At 63.4% G+C, this 12,939-nt stretch carries 9 protein-coding genes; 3 read left to right on the top strand and 6 right to left on the bottom strand.

Features of this window, described 5'->3' with window-relative positions:
• Positions 1 to 86: 86 nt before the first annotated feature.
• A complete protein-coding gene (gene alaS, locus AC0MRV_RS15305; protein WP_472765366.1) occupies positions 87 to 2,789 on the bottom strand; it encodes an alanine--tRNA ligase in 2,703 nt (900 codons plus the stop codon).
• Between the two features lie 100 nt (positions 2,790 to 2,889).
• Complete coding sequence (gene leuB, locus AC0MRV_RS15300) at positions 2,890 to 3,993, bottom strand: 3-isopropylmalate dehydrogenase (RefSeq protein ID WP_472765365.1); 1,104 nt, start codon at positions 3,991 to 3,993, stop codon at positions 2,890 to 2,892.
• A 107-nt stretch (positions 3,994 to 4,100) separates the two neighbouring features.
• Here leuB and AC0MRV_RS15295 point away from each other — a divergent pair, with 107 nt between their 5' ends.
• The 3 genes from AC0MRV_RS15295 to AC0MRV_RS15285 are packed head-to-tail and all read left to right on the top strand — an operon-like array spanning position 4,101 to position 6,516.
• Positions 4,101 to 4,739 carry an MBL fold metallo-hydrolase gene (locus AC0MRV_RS15295; RefSeq protein ID WP_472765364.1) on the top strand — a complete coding sequence of 213 codons (639 nt, stop codon included), beginning with the start codon at positions 4,101 to 4,103 and terminating at the stop codon, positions 4,737 to 4,739.
• On the top strand, positions 4,723 to 5,883 hold the full coding sequence (ribD, locus tag AC0MRV_RS15290; protein WP_472765363.1) for a bifunctional diaminohydroxyphosphoribosylaminopyrimidine deaminase/5-amino-6-(5-phosphoribosylamino)uracil reductase RibD: 1,161 nt from the start codon (positions 4,723 to 4,725) through the stop codon (positions 5,881 to 5,883). Before AC0MRV_RS15295 ends, ribD begins: the two co-directional genes overlap by 17 nt.
• Before the next feature lie 18 nt (positions 5,884 to 5,901).
• Positions 5,902 to 6,516: a non-canonical purine NTP pyrophosphatase gene (locus tag AC0MRV_RS15285; protein WP_472765362.1), complete on the top strand. Its 615-nt coding sequence runs from the start codon at positions 5,902 to 5,904 to the stop codon at positions 6,514 to 6,516.
• Here the strand turns inward: AC0MRV_RS15285 and AC0MRV_RS15280 are convergent.
• The 4 genes from AC0MRV_RS15280 to AC0MRV_RS15265 form a co-directional block, all read right to left on the bottom strand.
• Positions 6,513 to 9,173: a hypothetical protein gene (locus AC0MRV_RS15280; protein ID WP_472765361.1), complete on the bottom strand. Its 2,661-nt coding sequence runs from the start codon at positions 9,171 to 9,173 to the stop codon at positions 6,513 to 6,515. The two genes, AC0MRV_RS15285 and AC0MRV_RS15280, sit on opposite strands and share 4 nt — an antisense overlap.
• On the bottom strand, positions 9,160 to 9,795 hold the full coding sequence (locus tag AC0MRV_RS15275; RefSeq protein WP_472765360.1) for a PulJ/GspJ family protein: 636 nt from the start codon (positions 9,793 to 9,795) through the stop codon (positions 9,160 to 9,162). The genes AC0MRV_RS15280 and AC0MRV_RS15275 overlap by 14 nt, the downstream gene beginning before the upstream one ends.
• A 38-nt stretch (positions 9,796 to 9,833) precedes the next feature.
• Positions 9,834 to 10,403, bottom strand: coding sequence for a type IV pilus modification PilV family protein (locus tag AC0MRV_RS15270; protein WP_472765359.1), 570 nt, complete (start codon positions 10,401 to 10,403; stop codon positions 9,834 to 9,836).
• Between the two features lie 90 nt (positions 10,404 to 10,493).
• The gene (locus tag AC0MRV_RS15265) at positions 10,494 to 12,938 is read right to left on the bottom strand and encodes a hypothetical protein (protein ID WP_472765358.1); all 2,445 of its coding nucleotides are present in this window, start codon (positions 12,936 to 12,938) and stop codon (positions 10,494 to 10,496) included.
• Between the last annotated feature and the right edge of the window lies 1 nt (position 12,939).

Here is a 12,939-nt window from a genome sequence, read left to right as displayed (position 1 = left end):
GGCCGGGACCATAGCCAACCGGTTGAGCAGGTCGATGAGAACCCACTGGTGTGGATGCCCTAAGCAGCCAAAGGCTAAAACAGCCCTCAGAGTTTGAGCACTTCGGAGAGTTTTCCCGGTTCGCGCCCACCGCCCATGGCAAAGTCGGGCTTGCCGCCGCCTTTGCCTCCGAGCGCGGCGGCGCGTTCGGCGATAAGCTGACCGGCCTTGGTGCCGGTGGCGATGGCCGCCGGAGAGCAGAACGCGACCAGCGAAGACTTCTCGCCGAAGGCGGCGCCGAGGATGACCACGCCTTCACCGAGTTTGCTGATGATTTGGGAACCGAGGGCGCGCAGCGAATTGGGGTTGTCCGTGCTGACCACGGCGGAGACCCATTTGATGCCGTCCTTGTCGACGGCGTTGGCCACGAGTTCATCGGCCTGACCGGCGGCGGCTTTCTGTTCGAAGGCCTTGAGCTTCTTCTCCAGCTCGGCCTTCTGGGCGAGCAGGGTGTCGAGCTTGGCGGCCACGTCGGCCGGCCCCGCGCTGAGCTTGCTGCTCACCGTGGCGAGGGCAGCCTCATGAGCCGTCACAAACTGGTAGGCGGCGGCGCCGGCCACGGCCTCAATGCGACGGGTGCCGGCGGCGATGGCGCCTTCGGACACGATCTTCACCAGGCCGATTTCACCTGCGGTAAGCACGTGGGTGCCGCCGCACAGTTCGCGGCTATAGCCACCGATGTCGACGACACGCACGATGCGTCCATATTTTTCACCGAAGAAGGCGAGGGTGCCTTCGGGCTTCTGGTCGAACTCGGTTTCGTAGGTTTCGACCGTGGCGTTGGCGATGACCTGGTCGTTCACCATCCGCTCCACCTTGGCGATCTCATCCGGCGTCATGGCCTCAAAGTGAGCGAAGTCGAAACGCAGGCGGTCGGGCGTCTTGGACGTTCCGGCTTGATGGACGTGCGTGCCGAGCACGGCGCGCAGGGCCCAGTGAATGAGGTGGGTCGCGCTGTGGTGACGGGAAATGGCAAGGCGGCGCTGGAGGTCGACGTTGAGGGTCGCGGTGGTGCCGGCCTCGATGTCGACTTCCCCCTTCACTTTGTGCAGGAAGCGGCCGGACTTGTCCTTCACCGTATCCACAATCTGGATCGTTTTGTCGCCGATCGTGGCCGTGCCGGCATCGCCAGCCTGGCCACCCATCTCGGCGTAGAAGGGCGAGCGGTCGAAAACGAGAAAAGTGTCCTTCTCCGACTTCACCACGTCGACGACGTTGGCCTCGTAGCTCGTCAGGTTGGCGCGGTCGTAGCCGGTGAACTCGGTCGCGGCGTGGTCGACCTGTTCGGCGCCCTCCGTGGCGGCCACAATGACCTCTTTCTTCTGCGCGGCGCGGGCGCGTTCGCGCTGTTGCTCCATACAGGTGTTGTAGCCTTCGACATCGACGGTGAGGCCGCGCTCGGTTGCGAGCAGCTGGGTCATGTCGAGCGGGAAGCCGTAAGTGTCGTAGAGTTGGAACGCGGTGGCGCCGTCCACGTTTTTACCGTCGGCGGTGGCATCGTTGAAAATCGCCAGACCGCGATCAAGGGTCTTGCCGAAGCTTTCCTCTTCGCTGCGGATGACGCGGCGGATGATGTCGGCTTTTTCAACGAGTTCGGGGAAGACCGGACCGAGGGACTCAACGACCGGGGCGACGAGTTGTTCGAAGAAACCGGTGCCCAGGCCGAGCTTCTTGCCGTAGAGGATGCCGCGGCGCAGGATGCGGCGGATGACGTAGTTGCGGCCTTCGTTGCCGGGCAGGATGTTGTCGGCAATGGCGCAGCTCACGCAGCGGGCGTGGTCGGCGAGCACGCGGAAGGCGATGTCGGTGTTTTCCTGTTCGCTAAGCCCTTCGCGCTTGGTCGGAACCGTGGCGGTGTAGGACTTACCGGAAAGTTCGGCTACTTTGGCAAAGAGGGTGCCAAAGACGTCGGCCGCGTAGTTGGACGGTTCGGCGGTGAAATCAGTGAAGGCTTTGGTGCCGGCGTGGATACCCGCCACCCGCTCGAAGCCCATGCCGGTGTCGACGTGCTTGGCGGCGAGGGGGGCAAAGGTGCCGTCGGCGTTGGCGTTGAACTGAATGAAGACGTGGTTCCAGATTTCGATGCAGCGCGGGCTGTCGTTGTTCACGAGCGCACGGCCGGCGGCCTCGTCGTCCTCGGCGAGCAGGTTAAAATGCACCTCGGAGCACGGGCCGCAGGGGCCGGTGTCGCCCATCATCCAGAAATTGTCCTTCTTGTTGCCGTTCACGATGTGCACGGCCGGATCGAGGCCTTCGGCTTCGAAGATGGCTTTCCAAATGTCGTAGGCTTCCTGGTCGAAATCCGCCGGATCGCCCTTGTCCTTGTCTGGTGAATACACCGTGGCGAAGAGGCGCTTGGCCGGGATACCCCAGACCTTGGTGAGCAGTTCCCAGCCCCAGGTGATCGACTCTTTCTTGAAGTAGTCGCCGAAGGACCAGTTGCCAAGCATCTCGAAGAGCGTGTGGTGGTAGGTGTCGTAACCCACGTCCTCGAGGTCGTTGTGTTTACCGCCGGCGCGGATGCACTTCTGCGTGTCGGCCGCGCGGGTGTCGGCGGCAGGCACGGCGCCCGCCCACTTTGAAACCTCTGGCGTTTGTTCGCCGAGGAAGATGGGCACGAACTGATTCATGCCGGCATTGGTGAAGAGCAGCCCGGGTGAATCGGGCATGAGCGACGCCGACGGCACGATCGTGTGCTGCTTGGAGGCGAAAAAATCGAGGAAGCTCTGGCGAATCTCAGCGCTAGTCATGGGAAGAAAGAGTTGGGCCCACGGAATACACCGAAGACACGGAATGGGGCGAAAGACGCTTCCGTGTGGTCCGTGTCGTCCGGGGGCTAAATCATGTCGATCAGAGGTTGGCGATGATGGCGTCGGCCATCGCGGTGGTGCCGACGGGCGTGCGGCCGAAGGCGATGTCGCCGGTGCGCAGGCCGTCCTCGGTGACGGTCTTCTTCACGGCGCCCTCGATCTTGGCGGCGAGGTCGTTTTGGCCAAAACTGTAGCGGAGCATCATGGCGCCGGAGAGGATTTGCGCGCAGGGATTGGCGACGCCCTTGCCCGCGATGTCGGGGGCGGTGCCGCCGGCGGGTTCGTAGAGGCCGAAGGGGTGGCCGAGGCTGTTCTGACCGAGTCCAAGGGAGGCGCTGCACATCATGCCGAGGGAACCGCAGATGACGGCCATCTCGTCGGAGAGGATGTCGCCGAACATGTTTTCGGTGAAGAGCACGTCGAACTGATTCGGATCACGCGCGAGCTGCATGGCGGCGTTGTCCACATACATGTGGCTGAGCTGCAGGTCCGGGTGGTGCTGGGCGAAATAAGCGGTGACGGTCTTGCGCCACAGCACCGAAGTTTCGAGCACGTTGGCCTTGTCGACCGAGCAGACGCGACCGCCGCGGGCCTTGGCGGTGACGGCGGCGACCTCGGCGATGCGCTCGATCTCAGAGGTCTTGTAGACCATGGTGTCGAGCGCTTGGAACTCACCGTTTTCGAGTTCGGTGGTGGCCTTGGGCTGGCCGAAATAGATGCCGCCGGTCAGTTCGCGGATGCAAACGATGTCGATGCCATCGGGGATGCGCTCGGTTTTGAGCGGCGAGGCGTCGGTCAGCTCGGCGTAGAGCAGGCCGGGGCGAATGTTGGCGAAGAGGCTGAAGGCCTTGCGCAGCGGGAGCAGGGCGGCGCGTTCGGGCTGTTCCTTGGGTGGGAGCGTTTCCCACTTCGGGCCGCCGACGGAGCCAAAGAGGATGGCGTCCGCTGTGCGGCAGAGCTCGAGGGTGGAGTCGGGGAGGGCCTTGCCGTGATTGTCGATGCCGGCGCCGCCGACATCGGCGATCTCGTATTCGAGCTCCAAGCCTGCGGGCGCGGCAGCGGCTTGGAGGACACGCAGGGCCTCGGTCATGACTTCGGGGCCAATATAGTCACCAGGGAGAACGGCAAAACGGAGCTTCGACATGGGAAAAAGGGAAAAGACAGCGGCCCGGGGCGATGGAAGCAAGCCGCCAGTCGGTGTTGCGCAATTGGCATTGCGCCCGTCCGGCGAAAGCCACTGTCCTGCCCGTCATGAATTTGTATCCGATCCCGGCGGGACCGATCCAAACCAACGCCTACCTGCTCACCGCGCCCGAGCGCGGCGAGGCCGTGCTGGTCGACGCGCCGGGCGGCATCTGGGAGTTGATCGCGCCGCAACTTGAGGCCGACGGCGTCAAGTTGTCGGCCTTGTGGCTTACCCACGGGCACTGGGATCACATGCAAGGTGCCGCTGAAGTCATCCGGCAGACCCAAGCCCACGTGGTCGCGCATCCGGATGACCAGCAGATGCTCGAACACCCGGAGATCATGGAAAAGTTCATGGGCGAATCCCTCGATTTGGAGCCGGTCGCCGTGGATGAGTGGCTCGAGCACGGTGCCCAATTCGAGGCGCTGGGCCTGGCGGTCGAAGTGCGGCACGTGCCGGGACATTGTCCGGGCAGCATCATGTTTGTGCTCGCGAATGCCGGGGCCGCTTTTGTGGGGGATGCGATTTTTGCCGGCAGTGTGGGGCGCACAGATTTTCCCGGCGGATCGATGGAGGTGCTGAGTAAGTCGATTCGTGAACACATCTACACCTTGCCCGACGAAATGGTTTTGTTGCCGGGGCACGGTCCGGCGACGAACGTCGCGAACGAAAAGCAGAGTAATCCCTATGTCCGACCTGAGTAAGCACGAAGCCTTCATGCAACGCGCGCTGGAACTGGCCCGGCGCGCCTGGGGCGAGACCCACCCGAATCCGATGGTGGGCGCGGTCATCGTGGAGAACGATGAGGTCGTGGCGGAAGGTTGGCATGTGCGCGACGGCGAGGCCCACGCGGAGAAGGCCGCGTTGGCGGCGCTGGGGCGCCCACCCCAGGCCGGCGCGACAATGTATGTGACGCTGGAACCGTGTTCGACGGCAGGGCGGACGGGGGCGTGTTGTGACGCCATCATCGCGGCGGGCATTCAGCGCGTGGTGGTCGGCGCCAGTGATCCGAATCCGGCGCATGCCGGGCGTGGGTTTGAGGTGTTGCGTGCGGCGGGCGTGGAGGTGATCGCAGGCGTGTGCGGCGCGGAATGCACGGGCTTGAATTTGATCTTCAATCACTGGATCACACGCGGCCAACCGATGCTCGCGGCGAAAACCGCGGTGACCATCGACGGTCGGATTGCCACCCGCACCGGGGACTCGAAGTGGATCACCAACGAAGCCTCGCGGGCGGATGTGCATCATTGGCGGCGCTTGTTTCCGGCGATTGCGGTGGGCGCCATGACGGTGCTGCAGGACGATCCACGACTGACCGCGCGACTGTCGGACGGCACAGAGTGGTGCCCGCGGCGGTTTGTTTTCGACGGACTGCTGCGCACGGTGGTGGATCGGGCAATGCCGCGGATCTATACCGACGAGTTTCGCGATCGCACGGTGGTGGTGACGACGCCGCACGGTGGACTGGGTTATGTGCGCAAGCTGCGTGAGCTGGGCATCGAAGTGTGGGTGCTTGAATCGGACACGCAGCGCGTGGCTTTTGCGGACTTTAAACAGCGTTGCGCTGAAAGCGGCGTGACGGGCGTCTATGTGGAGGGCGGTGCCCAACTGATCGGTGAGATGCTGCGCACCCGTGAACTCGATTACCTGTTCAACTACCGCGCGCCGGTGCTGCTGGCGGATGAACGCGCGAAGTCCGGTTTCGTGGGACTACGGACCGAAAAACTGCCGCACGCGCTGCGGCTGCGCGATGTGCGCCACGCTTCGTTTGGTGACGACCAACTCATGCGGGGGGCGGTGGAATATCCGGAGCGCGTGCAAGTCGATGAAGCGATGGTCATGCGCTGACTTTTGCCTGCCCCTTTCATGACTCCGACCACGTTCTACCTCGCCTCCGGCAACGCGCACAAAGCGCACGAACTCCAGGACCTGGCCGATCATGCCGGCGTGCCCGTCTTGATTAAGTCCGCCCGGGAGGTGGGGGGCATGCCGGAGGTGATCGAGGATACCGGGACCTTCGAAGGCAACGCCCACAAAAAAGCGGCGGCGCTGCTACCTCTAATCCCGACCGGGACGTGGGCGCTGGCGGACGACAGTGGTATTTGTGTGGATGCCTTGGGCGGCGCGCCCGGGGTGGAGTCGGCTTATTTTGCCGGTCCACACGGCAACGATGGCGACAACCTGAACAAGCTGGTGGAGGTGATGCGCGAAGTGCCGACGGATCAACGTGGAGCGCACTACGTCTGCGTGCTTGTGTTGTTGGGCCCGGACGGGCAACGGCACACCTTCGCCGGCCGATGCCACGGGAATCTCCTGCGAGAGCCCGTGGGCAGCGGCGGATTTGGTTATGATCCGCTCTTTGTGCCGGAGGGGTATGATCGCACCTTCGGTCTGCTGCCGCTGGAGGTGAAACAGCGCCTGAGTCACCGCGCGCAGGCTTGGGCGGAGCTCGTGGCTTGGCTGCGGGGCCCTGGCGTCTAGAAACCGGCGGCGGTGAGGATCGAGTTGTCGCCCGAGTTGCCGGTGCGCAGGAAGCGGTGGTCGCTGGGGCGGAAGATCATCGCCATGGGAATGCCGGGCGGGAAGATGCCGTCGACCAGGTCCTGGTGGAAGCGAACGGACGGGATGGCGAAGGCGCCGTGGGCATGCCAGTAGTCCTCGGTGAGGGCACTCTGGTTGCGGCCGTAGGCTTGTTTGATGTCCTGGATCTCGCTCTTGAACATACCCACCACGGAGCCTTTGAAGACGATGGGCGGGCCGCTGTTGTAGAGCGACTGGTAGTGCTCGAAGGCGTGAAAGAAGAATTCAAAAACTGGATACTCACCGGTGGCGATGCAGGCGGCGATCTCGACGCGACTCCCGGCGGGGCGAGTGGAGGACATGTTGTTGTGGCCAAGAAAACTGTCGCCGCGGTTGGAGGGCCAGCTGGCGGAGAGCACGGTGAAGGTGTCGCAGAAAATGGCGGCCGGAATCTCACCGACTTCACGGGTGGCGTAGGCGCCGGGATCGCTGCTGGCGATGTTGGTGCCGGAGTAGATGTTACCGTCGCAGTTGTAGGAGCCGACCATGTAGACCGGCAGGTTGGTCGCGAGGGTGAAGCCCTGGTTGCCGCCCGGGTTGGGCAGGGCGCCGCCATTGATGAGCTGCAAGCCGGGAATCGCAAACTCGGCGCTTTGCAGGGTGGCGTCGTTGACCGGATTGGGGTAGCGGCGCAATTCGGGCGCGAAGGGCACGATGTTGTCGGTGCGGTTGGCCCGCAGCAGGTTGTCGCTCTCGGACCACCGGTCGGGATGGCGCAATTCGGCGGCGCCATAGGTGTAGGGTTGGGAGGAAATGCTTACGCCGGCCGTGTTGGTGGTGTTGGCGGCGACGCTGGCGTCGGGGGTGAGGGAGGTGGGCATCTCGATGTAGAGGATGCCGTTCCACTCGGTGAGCGGATTGAAGTCGGTCCGAAAATTCACGGCGGTCGCATCGCCGGCGGTGCCCTCCAACACGGCCTTGAGCCGAGCGATGTCGAGGGTGAGCACATCCACGCCGTGCCCGAGCCGGGGGTCGTGCATGCCGCTGTCGACCACGGTGCTGGTGCCGGAGCCGGTGTAGGTGACCTCCTCAAAATGGGGGGCGCCGGAAAGCACGCCATTGATCGCCGCGTTGGCTTCGCCGATGAGGTTGTCGGGCAGGCGGACCGGCGTGAGCACAGGCTCCACACCGGCCGAGGCGCGAGTGGCATACTTGTAGGCTTTGACCACGAAGCGCTCGCCGCGATTGTCGGCCTGCCATTCGTCGGCGTAGGTCAATCCGGCCAGGGGAGTGGTGGTCGTGGAGGTGGTGTAACCCACGATGGTCCGACGACGACCGCTGCCGGAATAGATGGGGGTCGACGTCGTTGTGACCCGCATCGGGGTGAACGCGTTGTTGCGCTCGATGCGAAAGAGGAGCGAGGCGCGAGCGGCGAGTTTGTTGCCGCGGTTGACGTCGCTTTTGCGGCTGGCGTGACCGGCCGGCAGGAGCGGTTCGATGAGCGAGTAGGTGCCGTTGCTGAACTCGTTGACGCCCGAGGTGGCCGGCACGTCGGGTCGGTAGGCGACGGAGCCCTGCGGGGTGAAGGTGGGCACCTGGTGGGCCTTGTCCTGCAGGTTGCCCTTGTAGGTTTGCAGGGCCCAGTTGCGCCAACCGGCCATGCGGCTGTCCTGGCCCCCGTTGTTGTAGGCGAGCACGTGGTTGGGCACGCCACCGCTGACGCGGGTTTCAACAAACACACTGATGCGGTTGTTGCCGGTGGCCACGGGCACGACGCGGGGACTGACAGCGTTGGAAAAGTCGAGGTCGCCGTCGGCGTTGACCGGGGTGTAACCGTAGGGATCGGCGCCGGTGCCACCCACATCCATGGTCGCGCCGCGGTAGAAGCGACCGGAAGAGGTGAGGCTGCCGGCGTAGACCGAGGTGTCACCATTCTGAGCATTGAGGAGCAAGGTGCCGTTGGTGTGCACCGGCCCGACCACGCGATAACTGCGGTGCAGTTGAAGCTGCCCTTGGAAGAAGATGGCGTGCTGGAACATGGGGACCTGTCGTCCCACGATGTTTTTTTGCAGGTAGGCGGTATAGGACTCGCCGGATTGGGATGCGGTCACGGAGGCGATCATGGGCACCTGGGTTTCCCAAACCCACTGGCCGCGATTGGGGTCGTCGTCGTTGGCGGGGTCGGCGGGGTCGATCCACTTGCGGTCGGCAATGGAGATCACCGGCTTGATGCGCACGGTGGGGGACGAGAGGGTAATGGTGCCGGTCTCGCCGGAGTAGGAGCCGACGGGCAGGTCGACCGCCCCGGTGAGGAAACTCTGCGCGTCGGCGGAGAGAGTGAAGTTGGCGTAGCCGCTGTTCGGGATCTCAGCGATGTCGAAACTGCCGGCAGCGTTGAGCTTGTTGATGAGCGACGAGTAGGCGTAGTCGATGGTCGATTCGGCCGCGTTGACGGCGTGCATCTCCAACTCCTTGCGCAGCGAGAGACGGCGTTGCGTCGACATGAGCGCAAGCACCGAGGCGGCGGTGATGGCGGCGATCGTCGAACAGATGATGACGGTGAGCAGCGCGGAACCGCGATTCGCGCCGCGGGGGGAGAGGGGATCAGCTGCGGACATAGAAGGTGGCCTCAATGGTTTTTTCCTTTTCGAAATCGGAGCCGCCGGTGCTGGTCGTCACGATGCACGAAAGGCTGGCGGCCGTGCCCGCGGATCGGCACACGAAGAGCCCGCTGTTGTTGGTGAGGGTGATGTCGGATGCGACGGATTCGTAGCTGGCGATGATGTCGTCCCGGCGATTGGTGAGGATTTCCTCCAGCGTGCGGTTGGCGGCCTGGTCAGCCGCGGGCACATCGTATTCGAAGCGGTAGATTTTGTCCCGCGCGCTGTTGTAGGCATAGCCGCTCACCTTGGTGAAATAGGTGGCCCCGGTGGCATCGATGGCGGACAGCGAGAAAACGATGAAGTTGCCGCGTTGATCGACAGTCTTGCGCAGCCACCGCTCGAGGGAAGGGGTGGTGTCGTCGGTGTAGATGCTGATGCCGTTGGCGACCCGGGAATCGATCCAGAGGCGACTGGCGATGCCCCACTGGGTGAGGTCGTTGACGGTAGCGTTGGTGGTGCGGGTCGAGGAGCGCACGCCCTCGATCATCAACCAGAGGCCGGCGCTCACGACGAAGCCCGATACGCCAAGGGCAACGAGGATCTCGGCCAGGGTGTAGCCGCGGCGGGAACGACGCATGGGCGCGGAGGGAGAGGAGGGAGAGAGCATCGTGGAGCCTAGATGGGATTGAGGTTGGGCACGACGAGGCGGACGTTGCTGGTTTCCCAGGTGTCGTCGCTGTCGCCGGCGCGGCGCCATTTGAAGAGCAGGATGACTTCGAAAACATCCATGCGATTGGCGCCGGCTGAGTAGTTGCGCTTCAAGACGAGGAAGAAACGCATCGGCAGTTCGGTGTCGGAATCCGGATCAACGGTGATGCGGGCTTCGGTCCAACCGGAGTGGAACTCCGTGTCGTCGCGCACATTCACCGGGATCGTCACATCGCGGTAGCCGTTGGCCTGACTGGGGTCGGCGACGGTCACGGTGACCGAACCGGCGTTTCCAGCGGCGTAGACATCGGCGATCTCGGCGTATTGGCGGAAGCGCAGTTGCTCCAGTATGGAGAGGCTGGTCGTGATCGCCTGGCTACGATATCCGAGGAAGTAGCTGTAGCGCTGGTTCTGAAGGAAGATCCCCACCATCGTGGTGGCGACAAAGGCCAGGATGCCAGCCGCCACCATGACTTCGACCAAGGTCATGCCGGCTCGAGCGCGCGGCGGGTTCTTAAAAATGTAGAATGAGCCCATCGGGACTCACCATACACCAAGACGGACGTAATCGAAAAGGGCCTATGGAACCATAAAACGACCCTATTGAAATAGGTTAAAACAGGCCTATTACCAAGGGAGCAGGCCCACCAATTCGTTGTAGGCCGAAGGAGCGAGATCGGTGAAGTCCACCCGACGATAGGTGCGCACCCGGGGCGTCTGGGGCGGGTAACGCCCATCGGCCAGGATATCATTGAAGCCCCAGAAGCGGGCAGGAGGTTCATAGAACCGCACGCTGAAGGGTTCATCGGCAACGCGGCTCTCAAACAGCGCGACCATTGATCCACGGTAGGCGAGGGTGCCGGGCCATCCTTCGAGGAAGCGCGGGAAATTGTGGGCACCGCCGCTTTGTTGGCCGGAGCCGTTCTTGTTGGAAATGACCATGCCGACGATAAGGGCGGTGGCGATTTCGGTGTCGGAGGCATCGAGTTTGACGGAGTAGCTCGAGCCTGAGCCGGCGGGAGTGTTGTTGGTCGGATCGTAACCCGGCCGGACCGTGTAATCGTATCCCTCCACCTGATTGCCGCTATTGATGGCGACCTTATACCAGTTTGAGTTGTAGCCACTGGTCGTCCGACGGTGTCCGCTGAGGACATCGTTCCAGCCGCCCGTCTGCTCGCCGGACCAGTTGAAGGTGGGCTGCGATAGAATCGTCACGGCGTCGGCGGCGATCGCAGCGGGCACTTCGAGGGCGTTCTCCGCGAAGCGCGAACTGTTGGTGAGGCTGGAGGAATTGGTGTCGATCACGCCATCGGCATTGAAGTGACCGAGGATGTAGGCCGCGTCGTTCGTCGCGATGGTAAGGCCCTCATTCGCCGACCCGGTGGCGGTGCTGGCAACCCGGCCCCGGCCATTGATGAAGCGCACGCCGGAGTCCTTGCGGCTTTCCGCGTCAACGGACTCGATATAGACGCAGCCGTTCCAATCGGAACTGTTGAAGTTGGTGATATTGTTTGCGGCCGTCAGCACCGCCGAAGTCGGCACCGACGCGCGGTAGGTGGAGTCGGACGAGCCGGAGTCGTAGGCGTAAACCAAGCTGGCGGCGGAACCGTTCACCGTCCAGTCGACCGCCATTTTGAGGGCGGTCATATCGACTTCGATGAGATCGATCGTCTTCGCGTCATACTGGTTGTAGTAACCGCGGGCAGAATTCCAATCGTAGTTGGTGAAACGCCGCAGATCGGTCATGGCCCCGGGTTTGATCTTAATGATCGGTCGTCCGCCTGGCGTCGGGTGTGCCGTGCCGGCGGTGGCGGTGGTGGAGCCGGGCAGAATCACTTGCGTGCCGTCCTGGCGGTAGGCCCGGTATTGTCCGGGGGGAATGCTGACGTCGGTGCCGTCGGGCTTCTTGGCGATACGGGCGGACGAGCTGGGGTTGACCGCGATGTAGAGACCGGCCTTGCGCGATAACTTCTGCTGTTCAATTTCGGCATCATAGCCGGCGTCGCCGCTGGCAAGTGGGCGTTCGATGATGGCTCGGCCGGAGTTGATGGAGTTGTCGACGCCGTTGGTCGGAGTGGGGTCTGGTTCGTATTCGGCGAAGGCGACGGGGCGGTAGTTTTCCACACCGTGGACGCTGGTCTGGAGGTAGCCGTTGAAGGTGTTGGCCGAGTAGGAGCGGAAGTTGCGACGGGTGGTGTCGCTTTCGGTGCCCGTGCCCATGTCATGGTCATACCACACGCCGGTGGAGGAATCCCGCAGACTGATGAGCGAGCCGGTCTTGTTGATGAAACGCACGCTGCCGTCACGGTAAGCTTCGGTTCCACCGCTGGCCGTGACCGGGTTGACCAGATAACCGTAATACACGCCGCCGGCGGCCGTGACCGGGCCGATGAAGTCGAGCGAGTCGCTGCCGTAGGGGCCGATGAGCCAGAGGTCGCCGTTGGTGTGGACGGGACCGTAGATTTTCATCGTCGAACCGGGGCTGATTTCGAGGTCCATGTTGAAGAACATGGCGTGCGCGAACATCGGCGCTTCGCGCATCGAAAGTGTCTGGCCGACATAGGCGGTGATGCCGTCCGGCACGTTGGGGTTCTTGACCGTGGCTTTGGCGAGAATGAGCACGTCGCGACGGAAGATGCGTTTGCCCTTTTGCGGATCGAACTGGTTGTTCGGGTCGTTGGGGTCGACGTAGAAGTGCGTGCCGGAAAGATCGTTGGTGATTGAGCGCACCACGCCGCCCAGAACTTCGACGGAGTTGGTGTCGACGTTGGTGCCGGCGAAGATGCTGGAGGGCGGGCCGAGCAGCGGCGTGGCACCATCCGGATCCAGCATGGTGCTCAGAAAACTGGTCTGGTTGTCCATGCGATAGCGCACCTGCGCGAAAGCGTATTCGGCGGCGGCTTCGGCGGCGTTGCGGGCCTCGAGGCGCAGCGCGTGGCGCTCGTTCAACTGCCGTTCGTTGAGGGACCAGCGCAGGATACTCGCGACCGCGATGGCCAACACGGCCGCCACCATGATGGCCATGACCATCATCGAACCACGCTGCTCAGATATGAGGGGACGCGGACGCATG

Source organism: Actomonas spartinae (assembly GCF_051209155.1).
In the GTDB taxonomy this organism is placed as follows: Bacteria; Verrucomicrobiota; Verrucomicrobiia; order Opitutales; family Opitutaceae; genus Actomonas.
Note: the sequence above shows the minus strand (reverse complement) of the source record. Positions and strands in the feature narration are given on the sequence as shown.

Bases quoted from the DNA above. Each gene is read 5' to 3' on its own strand.
- AC0MRV_RS15265 (WP_472765358.1), bottom strand. From the start codon at position 12,938: ATGCGTCCGCGTCCCCTCATATCTGAGCAGCGTGGTTCGATGATGGTC.
- alaS (WP_472765366.1), bottom strand. From the start codon at position 2,789: ATGACTAGCGCTGAGATTCGCCAGAGCTTCCTCGATTTTTTCGCCTCC.
- AC0MRV_RS15285 (WP_472765362.1), top strand. From the start codon at position 5,902: ATGACTCCGACCACGTTCTACCTCGCCTCCGGCAACGCGCACAAAGCG.
- AC0MRV_RS15280 (WP_472765361.1), bottom strand. From the start codon at position 9,173: ATGTCCGCAGCTGATCCCCTCTCCCCCCGCGGCGCGAATCGCGGTTCC.
- ribD (WP_472765363.1), top strand. From the start codon at position 4,723: ATGTCCGACCTGAGTAAGCACGAAGCCTTCATGCAACGCGCGCTGGAA.
- AC0MRV_RS15295 (WP_472765364.1), top strand. From the start codon at position 4,101: ATGAATTTGTATCCGATCCCGGCGGGACCGATCCAAACCAACGCCTAC.
- leuB (WP_472765365.1), bottom strand. From the start codon at position 3,993: ATGTCGAAGCTCCGTTTTGCCGTTCTCCCTGGTGACTATATTGGCCCC.
- AC0MRV_RS15275 (WP_472765360.1), bottom strand. From the start codon at position 9,795: ATGCGTCGTTCCCGCCGCGGCTACACCCTGGCCGAGATCCTCGTTGCC.
- AC0MRV_RS15270 (WP_472765359.1), bottom strand. From the start codon at position 10,403: ATGGGCTCATTCTACATTTTTAAGAACCCGCCGCGCGCTCGAGCCGGC.